Here is a 17,982-nt window from a genome sequence, read left to right on the forward strand (position 1 = left end):
TCTATAATTTAAAGTTTAAAAATTTTAAGTATTCTAATACGTGGGCGTTATACCTTGCTTTTGATTCTATTTTGACATCTTTATGTATCAATAAATCAAACAAATCAGTAATTTTTTTTCTCATTCGGGAGTGTGCTACTGATGTACTTTCTGTTGTTGTTCCTTTAAAACTTTCTACTATTGTAAGTAGTGTTTTATGGTCATAACCTTTGATTACACAGTTTTGAATTAACTCGTAGATTAAATGGTCTGTAGGGCTTAAATTCGGGGCTTTTTGCCTTACTGCATTTTCGATATAACTATTGATTGAAAAAACAACAACATTATATAAATCCTTTTCGGTAAATTCTAGATATTCCTCTAGGGTTTTAAATTGTGGTAAAATTTTAAATTTCTTAAGTCTTTCCTTATGAGCATAATTTTTTATAGTGACCTCAATACGAGTTAAATTTTTTACTTGCTGTCCATAATGTGGAAATAAGTAAGTGTTATAAAATTCCGCTGATTTACTATACAATTCCATTTCTTTATGATAAAGCTTAATAAATGGTAAAGATGGTTTTGCGTGTTGTCTTTTGTTGAACGATAAACCAATATTTTGAACTTCATTTACTAAATGCAAATGCTTTTGTTTTGTTCCTGTTTGATTGTACAAAGTATTTAAAGCATCTAAAAAGATTGCAGGAGTATCCGCATAACGGTTAATACATATATCAACATCGGATAAATATCCCTGCAAAAAGGTTGTAAATGAGCAATAAAAGACATTAAAGCCAATAAATTCATAGTATAATTGTTTTACTGTCTCTTTATTAATCCCCTCAAAATACCTATGTTTCAATAACTTAGTTGAAACTGTAAGGTTTATAAATTTTGTTTGTTTTTTTTCTTTAGTTTCGTTATTAAAAATTGGAATTTCAGCCAAACCAATTCTTACAGTAATTCCATTACGAACTATTGTTATTGGTTTCGGGGGAAATAACTCACAATCTACAGCGTCCAAACTTTCATAATAGATTGCTGTTTGAGATGTTAAACGTTCGTCTAAAATTCTGCATTCTGAAAATGGTATTTTTAGACTTAACGAATCTGTTAATGGAATGTTTATAGGAATATCTTTTATAATCATAACAAATTGATTTTAAGATTACTACAAACATATTTGAACCATAATTTATATTATGTAAAATAGAAAATTTTAATAACAACTTTACTCAAAGAATTAATTATTAAAAAGACAAATTACGATGATAACAGCTAACTCCTATTTTTAAACACAATATTTTGAATAAATTTGATAAAAAGTACTGAAAATTATATATTCAATAAAAGAATTATAATCGTACAAAACATGCCTGTTTATGACTATTTAATTTAGTAAATTTGCAGCATTCAATCAAAGATAACTATGAATACAATTGCTACTCAAATTGCTGATTTTTTAAAAGATTATGCACCTTTTAATCATCTGACTCTTCAAGAATTATCAGAAATTGCTTCCAGTATCCGAGTAATCAATTTAGAAAAAAATAAAACAATATTCAAAGTTAATGACCCTTTACATGATTGTTTTTATGTAGTGGCTTCAGGGCTCATCAATCTTTATGTGATTATGGATGCTGAAGAAACTATTTTGGACAAATGCCATCAAGGAACTATTTTTGGTTTGCGCCCCTTTTTCGCCAAAAACAATTATATGATGACCGCAAAAGCGCGTGAGGAAAGCGTTGTCTATGCTATACCTATTGCGGTTTTTAGACCCTTTGTTGCTAGTAATTCAGAAGTTTTGAATTTACTACTTGAAAATTTTGCTGTTGACAAACGCAACACCAAGGATAAATCCAATTATGAAAGTAATCTTATTTCAGAAAACGCCTTTTTTACTGGCCAACAGTCTGGAATGCAGTTTTTTCAAAATTTAACGTTCAATACTTCCCCATTAATTACTCAAGGCAATAGCATCGTCCAAGATGTCGCGCAATTAATGGCTGAAACACGATTAAACAATGCGATTGTAGCCGAGAATAACTTACCCGTAGGTATTGTTACAGATATTGATTTAACTTATAAAATTGCTACTGGACGTCATCCCATTACAAGTACTGTGGATACTATCATGACATGGCCTGTGATTACAGTTTCAGAAAATGTTTCTTTAGCTGAAGCGCAATTGTTAATGTTAAAAAACAATGTGACTCATTTGTGTGTAACCATTGATGGCTCTGATAAAACCGAAATTAAAGGTGTCATTACAGAACATGATTTAATTTTAGCTCAAGCGAATAACCCTGGAATTTTAATAAAAGAAATAAAACGCTCTCAAACTGCTAGTGAATTAAAACAAATTCGCTCTCGCCTAGCAGATATCATCCAATCCTCCATCCAAAAAAACATTCCGCTAACGCACATTACCAATATCGCCAGCGAGGTTAATTTTGCCTTATTAAAAAGAGCGGTTGAACAGTCTATTTTGGAATTAGGCTCCCCTCCTGCTCGTTTTGCTTGGTTTAGTATTGGTAGTCAGGCCAGAAAAGAGCAATTATTGCTTACCGATCAAGATAACTTTTTGGTTTTTGAAGATGTTGCACCTGAAAAGTATCGCGATGTAAAAGATTATTTTCTTAATCTAGCCAAAAAGGCTACCTTGAAGTTAGAAAAAGTTGGCTATTCACTTTGTCCTAATGGCCATTTGGCTAGTAATATGATTTGGTGTAAATCATTGTCGGATTGGTTAAAACAATTTGACAATTGGATGCGTAATCCAGGAGAAAACAACAATGAATTGAGCAGTTTGTTTTTTGATTACGAAATTATTTTTGGTGACCAAAGAATTGAAGAAGCTATCAATACCATCGTTTTTGAGAACGCAGTGGATAGTATCTCGTTTTATGATTTTCTAGGAAATGATGCTTTACGCAAAAATTCCTCTCTTACCTTTTTCAAAAAATTTATTGTTGAAGAAGAAGGACCTCATAAAAACAAATTTGACATCAAGACGCGTGCCCTTTTACCTTTAATTGATGCCGCTCGATTATTCACGCTAAGTCTTGGAATCAAAGGAATTAATAACACTTATGTTCGATTTAAACAATTAGCTATATCCGACCCTAAGCATTCTGAAATTTATTTGGATTGTGCCGATGCTTTTTTAACTCTTTTAAAGTTTAGAACTTTAGAAGGAATAAAAAATGACGATTCAGGACAATTCATCAATATTGAAGAGCTGACTAAAATAGATAGAGAAAAACTAAAAAATGCGCTCTTACCAATGAAGGAATTAGAAGATTTAATTAAACACAAATTTCAATTAACTCAATTTTCTTAATTATGCTAGATTGGTTAAAAAGTATAAATAAAGTATATCCTGATTTCTGGAAAAATTACCTATCAACCTTTAATAAAAAATCCAAACGATATGTAATTTTGGCTACTGAAACCACTGGTGAAAGTTTACACGCCGATGTAATTTTGACTATTGGAGCTTTCTCAGTTATTGATGATAGCATTCATGTAGGTGATAGTTTTGAAACCGTTTTGATGCAATACAAGTATTTTCATGACAACAAGCTTCCCTTTGATTTTATCGTAGAGAGCAAGCTTAAAAAAATGGGAGAACCTGACGCTATAAGAGCTTTTATTGACTATTTAGGAAATGCCATTTTGGTAGGACACAATATCAATTTTAGTGTTGACATGATTAATGTTGCACTGGAACGATTAGAATGTGGCCACTTGAAAAATGAAGCTTTGGATGTTAATATTATGCATCAAAAATTAGTTGAAATTACCGATTATGATTTCAGCCTAAACGAATTATTAGAAGCATATAAAATTCCAGTTGACGAAAATGTTTCGTCTCCAAATCTTGCTTATAAAACAGCCTTGTTGTTTTTAAAATTAAAATCTAGGTTAGGACTCAAATAAAATACTGTATAGATAATAAAGACAATACTGTTATAAAGAGCCATAAAAGAACTCCATGTAACAATGGTTTGATTCCTACAGAGAGTAAAATGGAACTATTTAAACCTGAACCTATCAAAAACAAGGTTACGGTTAATCCTATTTTGGCTACACTAACAATTTTAGGAGAAAAATCAGCGACACCTGTAATATAAGTATTCAAAAGCATGGCGATTACAAAAAAAACGATAAAGTAAGGTACCTTAATTTTACTCGATTTATTCTTGAACAATACTGATGTAAACAGAGCAATTGGTATAATCCATAAGGCTCGGGCTAGTTTCACAGTGGTCGCAATAGCTAAAGCTTCGGTTCCAAATTTATTAGCCGCTCCAACTACGGAACTCGTATCGTGAATAGCAATTGCACACCACAATCCAAATTTTTCTTGTGACATTCCTAGTTCGTGTCCTATAAACGGAAATACAAAAAGAGCTAATGAATTGAGTATAAAAATAACACCTAATGCTACCGAGGTTTGCTTTTCATCTGACTTGATAATGGGTGCTATAGCCGCAATCGCACTTCCTCCACAAATTGCAGTTCCACAAGAAATTAAATGAGAGGTCTTTTTTTCGATTAAAAAAAATTTGCCCAACCATAACCCAATAAGAAGTGTACTTATGATGGATATCAATGTAAACAAAAAACTGGTAGAACCAATAGCTACAGCTTGTAAAGCATTCATACCAAATCCTAATCCTACCACTGATAATTGCAGTAAATACCGAATAGCAATATGATTAAAAGGTAAAAATGGATGTCCTGAAACATTGGCTACTATCAAACCCAACAACAGTGCAATTGGAGGAGTAACTGCTGTACTAAGACAAGTTATTAAGAGCATGACAAAAACAACCTTTTGTAAGAGAGCCTCGTTTTTAAAAAATCGTATTTTGGTCATCTTGTCTTTTTATTTTTATTTTCCAAAAAATGATTTTCAAACAGCAAATCGTTATAACAAACCATTATATTTTCTAACAAACCATTCTGTTGAAAGAAAACCAACAATTAGAATCAATAACCAATACCATTCTATTAACGGAGAACGTGTGGTGTTTTTTTTCTGTATTGATGGGTAGGCTTCGTCATTTAACAGCATGTCCACCAGTTGTTGCATTTGATTAGGATAAAATAGTTTTCCTCCTGTACGCTGTGCCAGATACCCTAATTTAACAGCATTAGCATTTACAAATTGTTTTTCGATATCAAAATCTAAAATTTCAAAAGCACTAGAATAACTGGTATTCGTATTTAATTCTTTGATGACAAAAGAATAATGTCCCGCAACTAGACCGTCTAAATTTACTTTATACGAAGCATTCGATTTTAATAAATCATAATTTTTACGTTCTTTGGTAATGGTATTTTGTACGCTAATGGTCAAATGTGCTTTTTCGTCAAACTCATAATTTTTATTAAAAAACTGAGCATTCAACATAATAGATTCGCCTGAATTATAAAATCGCTCGTGTTGGACCACTAAGGCTTTTTTTGTACTATTTGTTGCCAAATATTGTATTATTTTATCAATAAAAACATCATATTTATCAAAAGATTGTTGGTCAATGGCTGACTGCATACGCCATTTCCAACTGTTTTCTCCAAATAAGAAAGCAGTTCTTTTTCCAAAGTTTTCAATAAAACACAATAAGGGCGCATCTGTTTCAATACCTCTTATCTTAGCAGATAACAATACGGAAACAGCAGTTTTTGGGATTATTTTCCCAAAAGGATTCTCTAAAGGAGGAAAATTTTCAAAACCGATATCTTCCATCGCAAAGAGATTAAATTGAGGGTTGAAACTAGTTGTAAAATCTTCAGGTTGCCCGCTCATTTTAAATTCAAAAAAAGATTGATTTTGGTTTAAAAAACTAAAATCGGTATCCATTCCTGTAATCGTAAAAGTATTGATTCCGGCTTTTTTAATTTGATTTAGAACAGCCGCAAATGAGGCATTGGGCTGATACAAAATACAAACAGCATACTCTTCTATTTTGCTGATTTCTTTTGGCCTAGCAATGCTTACCTTACGTTGTTTGTTAGACTCTATTGCACGTTTTAAAGCTGCAATATCAGGATGTGAAACATCCGAAACTATTAGGATTTTAGTTTGTTGATTCAATACTTCAACTGCAAAATTCTTGGTGTTATTATAGGTGTTTTTCTCTTTCTCAACTGAAGAGATCGTTGCTTTAAAAACCTGAACCCCTACTCTATTAGCAGGCAATAGAACTGATACTGTTTCGTTTCTTTTGGTGGGTGAAAAAATAATTTTTTGCTTATGTGTAATTGAATTTTTTGTTGCGATAGTTAATTCAGCTTTGACATTTTTGTCACCTGAATAATTCACAAAAACTTCCACAGGAAATTGGTTCTTGTAAAAAGCATATTTATTTACATTCAATTGCTCAATTTTTAAATCCAGCACCTCAGTGGTATCCCCTACTACGACTGGAAAAATTTTGTTATTGCTATCAAATGAATAATTGTAATCATTACCAGAGGTTTGATTTCCATCTGTTATTATTACTGTAGGAAAGGTTTGGTTTCGGTGGTAATTTTTAAGCTGATTAGGAATGAGGTCAAACTTAGTTTGCTTTCCTTTAAAATCGAAAAGATTTGAGACTTGAAAATCAGCATCAAAACGATAGGTCTGAACATTGAATTTTTCAACGATTGCTTTATTATTTGCTAAAAATTGATAAACATTCGAAGTGGCTTGTGTTGCTTTCAAATGGTTAATCGAACTAGAATTATCAACCACAATAGCAAGTGGCGGTTTGACTACTTCGAGAGTATTCTTTGTGATAATTGGGTTTATTAGCAAAAGTAATATTCCAAATACCGCTAAAAAACGCAATAAAGCCAAAAACAAATTCAATTTTGATTTGCTTTTGGCTTTAAAAAGGTATTGAAAAAAAGACAAACCACCTGCTACAATTAAAGATAAAATAATCAATAGAACGGTACTTGTTGTCATTTTTTATTATTTATAGTTTTTTGTTAGTGGTTTATACTTGTAAAATTACAAACCATAAAACAAAACCATTTTTAAGTAAGCATTCCTCCACAAACATTCAATGTTTGCCCAGTTACATACGCACTCATGTCTGAAGCTAAGAAAAGACAAGCATTAGCAACATCTTCTGTAGTTCCACCACGTTTCAACGGAATACCATCTCTCCATCCTTGAACTACATCTTCACTTAATTTTGCTGTCATTTCAGTTTCGATAAATCCGGGTGCAATAGCGTTGCAACGAATATTACGAGAACCTAATTCTAATGCAACTGATTTAGTAAACCCAATAACGCCTGCTTTTGAAGCAGCATAATTGGTTTGACCAGCATTTCCTTGCACTCCCACCACACTACTCATGTTGATGATAGAACCAGCACGTTTTTTCAAAAAGGTTTTTTGAACCGCTTTAGTCATATTAAATACAGACTTTAAATTTACTGCAATAACATCATCAAAATCAGCTTCTGAAATACGCATTAATAAATTATCTTTAGTGATTCCAGCATTATTAATCAAAATATCAATTGTTCCAAAATCTTCTAAAACTTTGTCCACTAAAGTTTGTGCTTCGTTGAAATCTGCAGCATTAGATTGATACCCTTTTGCTTTTACACCTAAAGCATTTAATTCATTTTCTAATTCTAATGCAGATGCAGCAGATGAACTGTATGTAAAAGCTACATTTGCTCCATGTTTTGCAAAAACTTCTGCAACTCCTCTACCAATTCCACGACTTGCGCCTGTTATAATGGCAACTTTTCCTTCTAGTAATTTCATATTAAGATATCCGTTTTTTTTATCGAGTTACAAATATAGATTATTTAGTTATTTTATGAAATTTGAAGCATAAAAAAAGCCTTACCGAAGTAAAGCTTTTTAGGTATTTTATCTTGGTTATTAGAAAGCCACATTCCATCTTGGCAATTTGGAATTTTCATTTAAGAAATTTTGTAAAACCTGCGCTTCCACGTAAGTTGGAATTACTTTGATTTCGTTGTTAAATGTTTCATACCAAACCACTTCTAAACGACTGATATTTTCTTTTTTCATTTGTGCTGGCCAAGAGTATTTTCTTCCTGTTTTAGCAAATTGATGGCCATTTACAATTTTATCATACAATCCTCCATTTTTAGTTTTCAAACTACCATTGTTTTGTACTGTTCCTGTAGAACCCACCATTATCAATTCTTTTTCATCGGTTACATCATAAACCAAAAAAACACCTGAACCTTCAGAGGCATTACATGCATCTTCTAGATTATCTTCGATTGTTAATGAAAACTGATTGGTTACTTTGAATCCTTCTAATTCCTTATACATACTATTTTCTTTTGAATTGTTATTTCAAAAATGACTTCATCCAAAAATGAGGTTTATTGAAATCAATTATTAAATGTTTATTTGTTTTCAATCAAATCCGTTCTGCCGATTTTAATTGGGTGCAAATGTATTTCTTTAATTCTGTTTTATACTAAAAAAGCCCCACAAATGTGAGGCTAAATCTATTTAAATGTGGTTTTGAAGACTAACCCAAAACTTCTTTTACTTTTTTACCAATTTCAGCTGGTGAATCAACAACGTGGATTCCGTTGTCTCTCATAATTTGTTTCTTAGCAGCAGCAGTATCATCAGAACCACCTACGATAGCACCTGCATGGCCCATAGTTCTACCTGCAGGAGCTGTTTCTCCAGCGATAAAACCAATAACTGGTTTGCGGTTACCATCAGCTTTAATCCATTTAGCAGCATCAGCCTCTAATTGACCTCCAATTTCACCAATCATGATAATTGCTTCTGTTTCTGGGTCATTCATTAATAATTCAACTGCTTCTTTAGTAGTTGTACCAATAATTGGGTCTCCACCAATACCAATCGCAGTAGTAATTCCTAAACCTTGTTTTACCACTTGGTCAGCTGCTTCATAAGTTAAAGTACCAGATTTAGAAACGATACCAATAGTTCCTTTTTTGAATACAAAACCTGGCATGATACCTACTTTAGCTTCTCCTGGAGTAATCACTCCTGGACAGTTAGGACCAATTAATCTTGCGTTTCTTTCTTTTACATAACTGTTAGCTTTAATCATATCAGCAACAGGAATACCTTCAGTAATCGCAATAATTACTTTGATACCTGCGTCTGCAGCTTCCATAATTGCATCAGCAGCAAAAGCTGGTGGAACAAATATAATAGAAGTATCAGCACCTGCTTGATCAACAGCATCTTTTACGGTGTTAAAAACAGGACGGTCTAAATGAGTTGAACCACCTTTACCTGGGGTTACTCCTCCTACCACGTTAGAACCATACTCAATCATTTGAGAAGCATGGAATGTTCCTTCACTTCCTGTAAATCCTTGAACAATTATTTTGGAATCTTTATTAACTAAAACACTCATGATATATATTTTATGTAGTTTTTAAATTTTGTGTTGCAAAAATATAAAATTGCAAGGAGTAATCTGTCTCGAAAATCCGATTTTTTAACACAAAATTCAGGCTTTTTGACTGATTTGAAACCCGCGGAATAATTTATTGTCTTTAATCTCCCAAAATGTCATGAAATAACCTAATACAATTTCTTCTCTAGGATTCTCTATAATCTTTACGGCATGGGTATAATGTACTGAAACCAAATTCTCTTCGGCTATGATGTGACTGATTTTTACTTTGGAGCGAATATAGGTTTTACTTAATTCCTTAGTAAAATTGGTTATCGATTCGTAATTCATTTGTACAAAACCTGTACTGCTATTCCAATCAAATACAATTTCTGGATGAATGTATTCTTTTAACAAATCACTATTAATTAAAGCATCTGATTTATAAAAATCAATAACTAATTCTTTTGCAGTCATATACTATTGAAGTTTGGTTAAAATTTCAGGTATTTTTTTAAGATTTGCAAGTTGTTTGAGTTGTTCTCTAGATTCTTGTATAGGAGTTCCAAAATAAGATTTACCTCCTTCAACTGATTTAGTAACCCCAGTTTGCCCCATAATGACGGCTTTGCTTCCAATAGTTATCCCGCTTGTGGTTCCTACTTGCCCCCAAAGCGTGACTTCATCTTCAACAATTACACAACCAGCAATTCCTGTTTGTGAAGCAATCAAACATTTTTTTCCTATCACGGTATCATGACCTACATGAACTTGATTGTCTATTTTAGTTCCTTCTCCAATAGTTGTATCTCCTGTCACTCCTTTATCAATGGTACACAAAGCCCCAATACCTACATTATCTTGCACAACTACTCTACCTCCTGAAATCAATTGGTCAAATCCTGATTCTCTTTTTTTATAGTAAAAAGCATCAGCTCCTAAAATTGTACCCGCATGTATAATAACATTATTACCAATAACCGTGTGGTCATAAATAGAAACATTAGAATGAATCAAACAATTTTCTCCGATGGTAACGTGGTTCCCTATAAAAACATTGGGTTGAATGATAGTGCCCGCTCCAATTGTAGCCGAAGGAGAAATGGCCAATGAAGCCAATTGGAAAGGTTTAAAATGATGCGTCAATTTATTAAAATCTCTAAAAGGATCATCAGAAATCAACAAGGCTTTGCCTACTGGACAATCTACTTTTTTATTGATTAATACAACGGTAGCCGCAGATTGCAATGCTTTGTCATAATATTTAGGGTGATCAACAAAGACAATATCACCAGGTTCTACCACATGAATCTCGTTCATACCTAATATAGGAAAATCACTTTCCCCTACAAATTCGCATTGAAGCAAATTGGCAATTTCTTGTAAAGTACTAACTTTTGGAAATTTCATAGTATTTCGTTTTTAGTTTCAGTTTTCAATCTCAGTTTTCAATCTTATTCAAAACACATAGAGACTGAAAACCGAAACTTATAAAAACTACTCTTTTACACGCTCCATATAAGAACCTGAAGCAGTGTCAATTTTGATTTTATCTCCTTCATTGATAAACAAAGGCACATTGATTGTAGCACCTGTTTCCACAGTTGCCGGTTTTGTAGCATTAGTTGCCGTATTACCTTTCACTCCAGGCTCTGTATAAGTAACTTCTAAAACTACTGATGGAGCCATATCTACAGATAATGGCATATCTGTTTCAGTATTGATTTGAATCATTACGTTTTCCCCTTCTTTTAGTAAGTCTGGAGAATCCAAAACATTTCTATTTAAGGTAATTTGTTCGAATGTCTCAGCATTCATAAAGTGAAACTGATCCCCTTCTGGATACAAATATTGAAAAGTATGTGTTTCAACACGTACAACATCAATTTTATGTCCCGCTGAAAAAGTGTTATCTAATACTTTCCCGTTTGTCAACGATTTTAATTTTGTTCTTACGAAAGCTGGTCCTTTCCCAGGTTTAACATGAAGAAATTCGATAATTTTATAAATATCGTGATTGTGCTTGATACAAAGTCCGTTTTTAATGTCTGCTGTAGATGCCATTGTCTTTTTATTTAATATTTTGTTTCATACTTTAATTGCTTATTTGTTTTTCGACTAAGGATTAAACATTTAAGCAATTAAACTTTTATTTAATAATTCCCCGTATATCCTTTCATTACCCCACGAGATGAATTTCGAATAAAGTCTAAAATTTCGTCACGCTCAGGTGTCGCTTCCATTTCAGCTTCAATGATACCTATAGCTTGAGTTGTATTGTAATTTTTTTGATATAATATGCGGTAAATATCTTGAATTTCTCTGATTTTCTCTGTGGTAAACCCTCGTCTTCTTAATCCAACTGAATTAATTCCCACGTAAGACAGAGGTTCTTTAGCTGCCTTTGTGTACGGAGGAACATCTTTTCTTAACAAAGAACCTCCTGAAATCATTGCGTGGTCACCAATACTAATAAATTGATGTACAGCTGATAATCCTCCTATTACTGCGTAATTCCCTACGGTCACATGCCCACCAAGAAGAACTCCATTAACAATAATTGCATTATCGCCTACGTGACAATCGTGCGCAATATGAGCTGCGGCCATTATCAAGCAATTATTACCTATAGTAGTTTGTCCTGAAGCAATGGTTCCTCTATTGATAGTAACACATTCTCTAATGGTACAATTATCACCTATAATTGCTAGAGAGTCTTCTCCTCCAAATTTTAAATCTTGAGGTACAGCTGATATAACAGCGCCTGGAAAGATATTACAATTTTTACCTATTCGAGCTCCTTCCATGATGGTAACATTAGATCCTATCCATGTACCATCCCCAATAACCACGTTATTGTGAATAGTAGTAAAAGGTTCTATGACTACGTTTTTGGCTATTTTAGCCCCTGGATGAACGTAAGCTAATGGTTGATTCATCTATTATTTTGTTTATTCGGTTAATCGTTTAATCGGATAATCTCTATGTGCTTTGCAACAAATAATGATTAAATGAGTAAACAAAATTATTGTTTCTTAGCAATTTGGGCCATTAACTCAGCTTCTGCCACTAATTTTCCATTAGCATAGGCATTGGCTTGCATGTGACAAATTCCTCTTCTTATTGGGGTAATCAAATCACATTTAAAGATTAGCGTATCACCTGGTAAAACTTTGTGTTTGAACTTAACATTATCCATTTTCATGAAATAAGTCAAATAATTTTCAGGATCTGGCACAGTACTCAATACCAAAATCCCTCCGGTTTGCGCCATAGCTTCTACAATTAAAACACCTGGCATAACTGGAGCATCTGGGAAATGACCTACGAAGAAACTTTCATTCATAGTCACATTTTTCATTCCTACCACATGGCTTTCAGACATTTCAATAATTCTGTCTAATAACAAAAATGGAGGTCTATGTGGTAAAACCGACATGATTTTATGAATATCCATTAATGGTTCTTGGTGCAAGTCATAACTAGGAACAAAATTTCGTTGCTCAATTTTGATAATTTTAGCCATTTTCTTTGCAAATTGGGTATTTACAAAATGACCTGGTTTATTGGCAATAATTTTTCCTTGAATTTTAGTTCCAATTAAGGCCAAATCCCCTACTACATCTAATAGTTTGTGTCTTGCTGCTTCATTTGGATAATGCAAGGTGAGGTTATCCAAAATTCCATTTGGTTTTACAGCCAATGTATCTTTACCAAAAGCAACTTTTAAATTTGCCATGGTATTATCAGAGATGTCTTTATCAACATACACAATTGCATTGTTCAAATCACCTCCTTTAATTAATCCATTTTCTAACAAGGATTCTAATTCATGTAAAAAACTAAATGTTCTTGAATTTGCAATCTCCGTTTTAAAATCTTCAATACTTTTAAGGGTAGCGTTTTGAGTACCTAAAATTTTAGTTCCAAAATCTACCATTGTAGTAACACTATACGAATCACTTGGCATAACCAAAATTTCACTTCCTGATTCTTCATCAGTAAAAGAAATCACTTCTTTAACAACATACACATTACGTTTGGCATCTTGTTCTTCGATTCCAGCATTTTCAAGGGCTTCAACAAAATATTTAGAAGATCCATCCATTATAGGTAATTCTGAAGCGTTTAGCTCAATGATAACATTATCTAAATCACAACCTACTAATGCAGCTAAAACATGTTCAGGGGTTTGAATTTTTACTCCTAATTTTTCTAAATTAGTTCCTCTTTGTGTATTAACAACATAATTTGCATCTGCTTCAACAACAGGATGTCCCTCTAGGTCAACTCTAACAAAAGTAAAACCGTTATTTACTGGAGCAGGCTTAAAAGTCATTTTCACTTCTTTACCTGTGTGTAATCCAACCCCAGTTAGGGAGATTTCTGTTTTGATGGTCTTCTGTTTAACCATTGTTTCCGTTTTTTGTGTTTAATATTTGTTTCTTTAACTCTTCTATTTCAGTGATTATTTTAGGCAAGTTTTTAAAATGAACATACGATTTACTAAAATCATTATATCCAAAAGTAGGACTTCCCTGCAAAACTTCATTATCTTTAATATTTCTTCCCACGCCTGATTGTGCTTGAATGCGCACATTATTTCCTATGGTCAGATGCCCTGCAATACCTACCTGTCCTCCTATCATTCCATTTTTGCCCACTTTTGTAGAACCTGCAATACCCGTTTGAGCCGCTATTACCGTGTTTTCACCAATTTCTACATTGTGAGCAACTTGAATCTGGTTATCAAGTTTTACTCCTTTACGAATAATGGTTGACCCCATAGTGGCGCGATCAATTGTGGTACAAGACCCAATTTCTACATCATCTTCAATTATTACATTACCAATTTGTGGAATTTTTTTGAAAGTACCATCGGCATTTGGTGCATAACCAAAACCATCTGATCCAATTATAGTCCCCGAATGGATTCGGCACTGATTTCCAATTTGGGTTTCAGAATATATTTTGGTGCCAGCAAAAATAGTTACGTTATTTCCTATTGTCACATTGTCACCAACAAAGCAATTTGGATAGATTTTTACATTATCGCCAATTTTTACATTGGCCCCTATATAACTAAAGCTTCCTAAATAAAAATGGTCACCATGCACTACTCCATTTGAGATTACTGATGGTTGCTCAATACCTTCTTTATGCCCTTTTACTTGGTCATAAAATTCCAATAATTTAGTGAAGGACAAATAAGCATCATCCACTTTAATTAAGGTGGTTTTTAGTTCGTTTTCAGGAACAAAAGTTTTGTTAACAATTGTGATGGAAGCTTCAGTTGTGTATATATAATTGTTGTACTTAGGATTAGATAAAAAAGTCAAAGCACCTTCTTTTCCTTCTTCAATTTTAGCTAATTGATATACTTCAGCATTCGGATTACCTACTACTTCTCCGTCTAAAATACCCGCTATTTGTTCTGCTGTAAATTTCATCTTAAATAAATTATTTTTTTACATCCTATTAAGCTTTGTTTAAGCCGTAATAGTTTCTAAAAAAATGATTGCCCTTTTCATTTCGACAAAAATATAAAAAAATTGATGTTAATTCTTTATTTGTTCGAGTTGTTTTGGGAAACAAATATAGTATTTAGTTACTGATTTCGATAATGATTTTAAATTCAGCTGATCCGGTGATTCAAAAACATCTTCAACAGAACGATCCTTTTTTAATATTCTAATTGGTTCGGCTTCCTTGCTGTATGCTTGGTTCTTAATTTTTCCTTTGAAAATAAAGTAATTGGCATCTTGAAGACTACTATTGTTTTGTTGTGCCCATTTTTCTTTTAATGATTCCAAATCGTCAATAGTGGTTTTTTCAGTAGATAATACGATTTTAGGTAAATCTCTGTCAATAATCATTCGACTTAGCGAGGATAAAATATAATCCTCATTATACTGCCATGCTTTTAAAGCACTAATGATATCGAAATCATCCAATTGAGCAAATAAACCAAGGTTTGTAGCGTCAAATGTATCTAAAGTGATTTTGTTTTTCATAAAAAATAGCAAAGGCTCACTACACCATAATACAACACCTTTATTCGTTAATTCTTTTGCTCTTTTTAAAACTTTGGTCAACATGAGTTCAGCGGCCAAACTGGTTTTATGTAGATAAGCTTGCCAATACATTAATCTTCTTGACATTAAAAACTTTTCAACGGAATAAATGCCTTTTTCTTCAATGACCAACACATCATCGACCACATTCATCATTTGAATAAGTCGTTCTGAATTTACATTCCCTTCTGCTACTCCAGAATAAAAACTATCTCGTTTTAAATAATCCATTCGATCCATATCCAATTGACTAGAAATCAATTGCAACATAAATTTTCGATGGTATTCTCCTTTAAAAATTTTGATAGCTAAATCCAATTTATGTTCAAATTTTAGATTTAATTGTTGCATGAAAAGAAGCGAAATTTCTTCATGATGTACTTCCTCGACAATGCTTTTTTCCATTGTATGTGAGAAAGGTCCATGGCCAATATCGTGTAATAAAATGGCAATATATAATGCATTTTCCTCTTCCTCATTGATAGATACCCCTTTGAAACGCAAAACATCTACTGCTTTTTGCATCAAATGCATGCAACCTAAAGCATGATGAAAACGGGTATGATTGGCGCCTGGATAGACTAAATAGGACAGTCCCATCTGTGTGATTCTTCGCAAACGTTGAAAATAGGGATGCTGAATTAAATCGTATATCAGCGCATTTGGGATTGTGATAAATCCATAAATGGGGTCATTAAAAATTTTTAGTTTATTGATTTGACTCACTACAGCTTTTATTTAGGTGGACAAATATATAAAATTTAGATTTCAAGTTACCTTGATAAAATGGATTCCTTTGAATTCCGCTTTTTTTTATTCGTTAAAAAAAATCTCAAAAAAGGTTTAACATAAATTTAAGTTCGATTAGTTCGGTAAATTACGAACCTATTGTAAATTTGCAAAAAAACTCAAAATGGATATTGCGAAAGAAAGAGAAATTATCATTGAAATGTTTGGAGTGCATTTTGAAAAATTATACAACATTCCACCCTTGGGTGCCCGCATATTAGGTACCTTAATTGTAGATGGTTGTAAATCAGGGTTAACATTTGATTCTTTAGTAGAAAAAATGGGAGCTAGTAAAAGTTCTATTTCAACGAATTTGAACCTCCTCCTCAAAATGGAAAAAATCACGTATTTCACCATTACAGGTGACCGCAAAAAATATTTTAAACCAGCCGCATTAAACGAGCGATTGGCCAACTATCTCAAGTTGATAAATTCGGAGATGGTCATCATTGATAAATTGACTACTTACCGCGAAATGACAGCTGCCTGTCCTGAAGAAAAGTGCAATTTGGAAAACATTAAAGCCTATAAATCACATGTCGTTGAAGTAGGTAATGTATTTACCAAAACAATAAATGAGTTAAAAAAAATCGAACATAATAACAACCCTAAATAATACATCTGATGAAAAAAATTTCATTATCCATTATAAGCTTAGTGTTTTTAGTTGCTTGTGGTAAAAAAGAAGAACAAAAAGCACCGCCGATTATGCCGTACAAAGTAGTTGAAATTGCTGCATCCAACACGACATTGCTAGCCGAGTATCCTACTACACTTGAAGGGGTTACTGATATCGATATTCGTGCAAAAGTGGACGGATATATTGAAAAAATCTACGTTAAAGAAGGGCAAGAAGTCAAAAAAGGACAGTTACTGTTTAAATTAGAAACACAAACAGCCAATCAAGAAGCGCAAGCAGCCAAAGCTAAAGTAGCCGCAGCTCAGGTAGAAGTAAACCGACTTAAGCCCTTAGTAGAGCGTAACATCATTAGTGACGTACAATTAGAAACTGCTAAAGCTAATTTGGCTAGTGCTAAGAGTACTTATCAAGGTATTATTGAAAAAATAAATTATGCTTCTATAAAAAGTCCCGTAAGTGGAATTGTAGGGACTTTACCATTAAGAGTGGGGAGCTATGTAAGCAGTCAAACTGCAGAACCACTTACCCGTATTTCAGATATCAGCACCATCTATGCTTATTTTTCGGTTAATGAAAAAAAACAACTAGACATCATGATGAATGCCGAAGGAAAAACATTCCAAGAAAAAATTTCTAAAATGCCTATGGTAAATTTGATTTTAAGTAATGGAATGGAATACGAACAAAAAGGTAAAATTGAAACATTTAGTGGTCAAGCCAATACACAAACAGGTTCATTTAATGTAAGAGCTCGTTTTCCTAATACCAATAAACTCTTGCGTTCAGGAGGAACAGGTACAATTCAAATCCCAACAAATTTAAAAGATGTTATCTTGATTCCACAAAATGCAACAATGGAATTGCAAGACAAACGAATTGTTTTAATTGCTGACAAAGAAAATAAAGTAAAAGCCATTCCTGTTGAAGTACGTGCTGTACCTGGCGGTCAATTTTTTGTAGTTGATAAAGGACTTAATATTAAGGATAAGATTTTGATAGAAGGTGTTGGAATTGTTGCAGAAGGAACAGAAATAAAGCCACAATTAGTGAGTTACGCAACTATAATTAATCCAGAGACTAAAGCAATTAATTAATCCTAATTATCTAACATT

Annotated in this window: 17 protein-coding genes; 4 read left to right on the plus strand and 13 right to left on the minus strand. The window is 32.9% G+C overall.

The genetic code is table 11. The features are described 5' to 3' along the window. Position 1 precedes the first annotated feature (1 nt). A complete protein-coding gene (locus K5R64_RS06175; RefSeq protein ID WP_220761855.1) occupies positions 2-1,129 on the minus strand; it encodes a hypothetical protein in 1,128 nt (375 codons plus the stop codon). 279 nt (positions 1,130-1,408) lie between these two features. On the opposite strand from K5R64_RS06175, the gene K5R64_RS06180 reads away from it, so the two are divergent. Together K5R64_RS06180 and K5R64_RS06185 are read left to right on the plus strand one after the other, a co-directional pair. Next, positions 1,409-3,325, plus strand: a complete 1,917-nt coding sequence (locus K5R64_RS06180) for a DUF294 nucleotidyltransferase-like domain-containing protein (protein ID WP_220761857.1) — start codon at positions 1,409-1,411, stop codon at positions 3,323-3,325. Positions 3,326-3,327: 2 nt separating this feature from the next. After that, entirely contained in the window at positions 3,328-3,924 is a 597-nt protein-coding gene (locus K5R64_RS06185) for an exonuclease domain-containing protein (RefSeq protein ID WP_220761859.1), read from the plus strand. On the opposite strand, the gene K5R64_RS06190 is transcribed toward K5R64_RS06185, so the two are convergent. From K5R64_RS06190 to K5R64_RS06245, 12 genes are all read right to left on the minus strand, one after another. Continuing rightward, positions 3,917-4,810: a YeiH family protein gene (locus K5R64_RS06190; protein ID WP_308443154.1), complete on the minus strand. Its 894-nt coding sequence runs from the start codon at positions 4,808-4,810 to the stop codon at positions 3,917-3,919. The genes K5R64_RS06185 and K5R64_RS06190 overlap by 8 nt on opposite strands. Before the next feature lie 108 nt (positions 4,811-4,918). Then, on the minus strand, positions 4,919-6,946 hold the full coding sequence (locus K5R64_RS06195; protein WP_220761863.1) for a hypothetical protein: 2,028 nt from the start codon (positions 6,944-6,946) through the stop codon (positions 4,919-4,921). A gap of 71 nt (positions 6,947-7,017) precedes the next feature. Further along, positions 7,018-7,764: a 3-oxoacyl-[acyl-carrier-protein] reductase gene (gene fabG, locus K5R64_RS06200; RefSeq protein WP_220761865.1), complete on the minus strand. Its 747-nt coding sequence runs from the start codon at positions 7,762-7,764 to the stop codon at positions 7,018-7,020. 120 nt (positions 7,765-7,884) lie between these two features. After that, complete coding sequence (locus tag K5R64_RS06205) at positions 7,885-8,307, minus strand: hypothetical protein (protein WP_220761867.1); 423 nt, start codon at positions 8,305-8,307, stop codon at positions 7,885-7,887. Between the two features lie 205 nt (positions 8,308-8,512). Next, positions 8,513-9,385: a succinate--CoA ligase subunit alpha gene (gene sucD, locus K5R64_RS06210; RefSeq protein WP_220761869.1), complete on the minus strand. Its 873-nt coding sequence runs from the start codon at positions 9,383-9,385 to the stop codon at positions 8,513-8,515. Positions 9,386-9,481: 96 nt separating this feature from the next. Beyond that, complete coding sequence (locus tag K5R64_RS06215) at positions 9,482-9,844, minus strand: nuclear transport factor 2 family protein (protein WP_220761871.1); 363 nt, start codon at positions 9,842-9,844, stop codon at positions 9,482-9,484. 3 nt (positions 9,845-9,847) lie between these two features. Further along, positions 9,848-10,777 carry a UDP-3-O-(3-hydroxymyristoyl)glucosamine N-acyltransferase gene (locus K5R64_RS06220; RefSeq protein ID WP_220761874.1) on the minus strand — a complete coding sequence of 310 codons (930 nt, stop codon included), beginning with the start codon at positions 10,775-10,777 and terminating at the stop codon, positions 9,848-9,850. A gap of 87 nt (positions 10,778-10,864) precedes the next feature. Then, positions 10,865-11,431 carry an elongation factor P gene (gene efp, locus K5R64_RS06225; protein ID WP_220761875.1) on the minus strand — a complete coding sequence of 189 codons (567 nt, stop codon included), beginning with the start codon at positions 11,429-11,431 and terminating at the stop codon, positions 10,865-10,867. 89 nt (positions 11,432-11,520) lie between these two features. After that, positions 11,521-12,306: an acyl-ACP--UDP-N-acetylglucosamine O-acyltransferase gene (gene lpxA / locus K5R64_RS06230; protein ID WP_220761877.1), complete on the minus strand. Its 786-nt coding sequence runs from the start codon at positions 12,304-12,306 to the stop codon at positions 11,521-11,523. Between the two features lie 86 nt (positions 12,307-12,392). Continuing rightward, on the minus strand, positions 12,393-13,781 hold the full coding sequence (locus K5R64_RS06235) for a bifunctional UDP-3-O-[3-hydroxymyristoyl] N-acetylglucosamine deacetylase/3-hydroxyacyl-ACP dehydratase (protein ID WP_220761879.1): 1,389 nt from the start codon (positions 13,779-13,781) through the stop codon (positions 12,393-12,395). Further along, the gene (lpxD, locus tag K5R64_RS06240) at positions 13,774-14,817 is read right to left on the minus strand and encodes a UDP-3-O-(3-hydroxymyristoyl)glucosamine N-acyltransferase (protein ID WP_220761881.1); all 1,044 of its coding nucleotides are present in this window, start codon (positions 14,815-14,817) and stop codon (positions 13,774-13,776) included. Before lpxD ends, K5R64_RS06235 begins: the two co-directional genes overlap by 8 nt. Positions 14,818-14,925: 108 nt before the next feature. Beyond that, positions 14,926-16,167, minus strand: coding sequence for an HD domain-containing protein (locus K5R64_RS06245; RefSeq protein ID WP_220761883.1), 1,242 nt, complete (start codon positions 16,165-16,167; stop codon positions 14,926-14,928). Positions 16,168-16,354: 187 nt separating this feature from the next. Here K5R64_RS06245 and K5R64_RS06250 point away from each other — a divergent pair, with 187 nt between their 5' ends. Continuing rightward, positions 16,355-16,846, plus strand: a complete 492-nt coding sequence (locus tag K5R64_RS06250) for a GbsR/MarR family transcriptional regulator (protein WP_220761885.1) — start codon at positions 16,355-16,357, stop codon at positions 16,844-16,846. Positions 16,847-16,854: 8 nt separating this feature from the next. Beyond that, positions 16,855-17,964, plus strand: coding sequence for an efflux RND transporter periplasmic adaptor subunit (locus K5R64_RS06255; protein ID WP_220761887.1), 1,110 nt, complete (start codon positions 16,855-16,857; stop codon positions 17,962-17,964). The last annotated feature ends 18 nt before the right edge of the window (positions 17,965-17,982 follow it).

The sequence above is a fragment of the Flavobacterium sp. UMI-01 genome, assembly GCF_019656315.1.
In the GTDB taxonomy this organism is placed as follows: Bacteria; Bacteroidota; Bacteroidia; order Flavobacteriales; family Flavobacteriaceae; genus Flavobacterium.

What these genes read in the sequence shown, in the direction of transcription:
- lpxD (WP_220761881.1), bottom strand. Translation starts at nt 14,817, where the DNA reads ATGAAATTTACAGCAGAACAAATAGCGGGTATTTTAGACGGAGAAGTA.
- K5R64_RS06255 (WP_220761887.1), top strand. Translation starts at nt 16,855, where the DNA reads ATGAAAAAAATTTCATTATCCATTATAAGCTTAGTGTTTTTAGTTGCT.
- K5R64_RS06220 (WP_220761874.1), bottom strand. Translation starts at nt 10,777, where the DNA reads ATGAAATTTCCAAAAGTTAGTACTTTACAAGAAATTGCCAATTTGCTT.
- efp (WP_220761875.1), bottom strand. Translation starts at nt 11,431, where the DNA reads ATGGCATCTACAGCAGACATTAAAAACGGACTTTGTATCAAGCACAAT.
- lpxA (WP_220761877.1), bottom strand. Translation starts at nt 12,306, where the DNA reads ATGAATCAACCATTAGCTTACGTTCATCCAGGGGCTAAAATAGCCAAA.
- fabG (WP_220761865.1), bottom strand. Translation starts at nt 7,764, where the DNA reads ATGAAATTACTAGAAGGAAAAGTTGCCATTATAACAGGCGCAAGTCGT.
- K5R64_RS06215 (WP_220761871.1), bottom strand. Translation starts at nt 9,844, where the DNA reads ATGACTGCAAAAGAATTAGTTATTGATTTTTATAAATCAGATGCTTTA.
- sucD (WP_220761869.1), bottom strand. Translation starts at nt 9,385, where the DNA reads ATGAGTGTTTTAGTTAATAAAGATTCCAAAATAATTGTTCAAGGATTT.
- K5R64_RS06175 (WP_220761855.1), bottom strand. Translation starts at nt 1,129, where the DNA reads ATGATTATAAAAGATATTCCTATAAACATTCCATTAACAGATTCGTTA.
- K5R64_RS06185 (WP_220761859.1), top strand. Translation starts at nt 3,328, where the DNA reads ATGCTAGATTGGTTAAAAAGTATAAATAAAGTATATCCTGATTTCTGG.
- K5R64_RS06180 (WP_220761857.1), top strand. Translation starts at nt 1,409, where the DNA reads ATGAATACAATTGCTACTCAAATTGCTGATTTTTTAAAAGATTATGCA.
- K5R64_RS06250 (WP_220761885.1), top strand. Translation starts at nt 16,355, where the DNA reads ATGGATATTGCGAAAGAAAGAGAAATTATCATTGAAATGTTTGGAGTG.
- K5R64_RS06195 (WP_220761863.1), bottom strand. Translation starts at nt 6,946, where the DNA reads ATGACAACAAGTACCGTTCTATTGATTATTTTATCTTTAATTGTAGCA.
- K5R64_RS06205 (WP_220761867.1), bottom strand. Translation starts at nt 8,307, where the DNA reads ATGTATAAGGAATTAGAAGGATTCAAAGTAACCAATCAGTTTTCATTA.
- K5R64_RS06235 (WP_220761879.1), bottom strand. Translation starts at nt 13,781, where the DNA reads ATGGTTAAACAGAAGACCATCAAAACAGAAATCTCCCTAACTGGGGTT.
- K5R64_RS06190 (WP_308443154.1), bottom strand. Translation starts at nt 4,810, where the DNA reads ATGCTCTTAATAACTTGTCTTAGTACAGCAGTTACTCCTCCAATTGCA.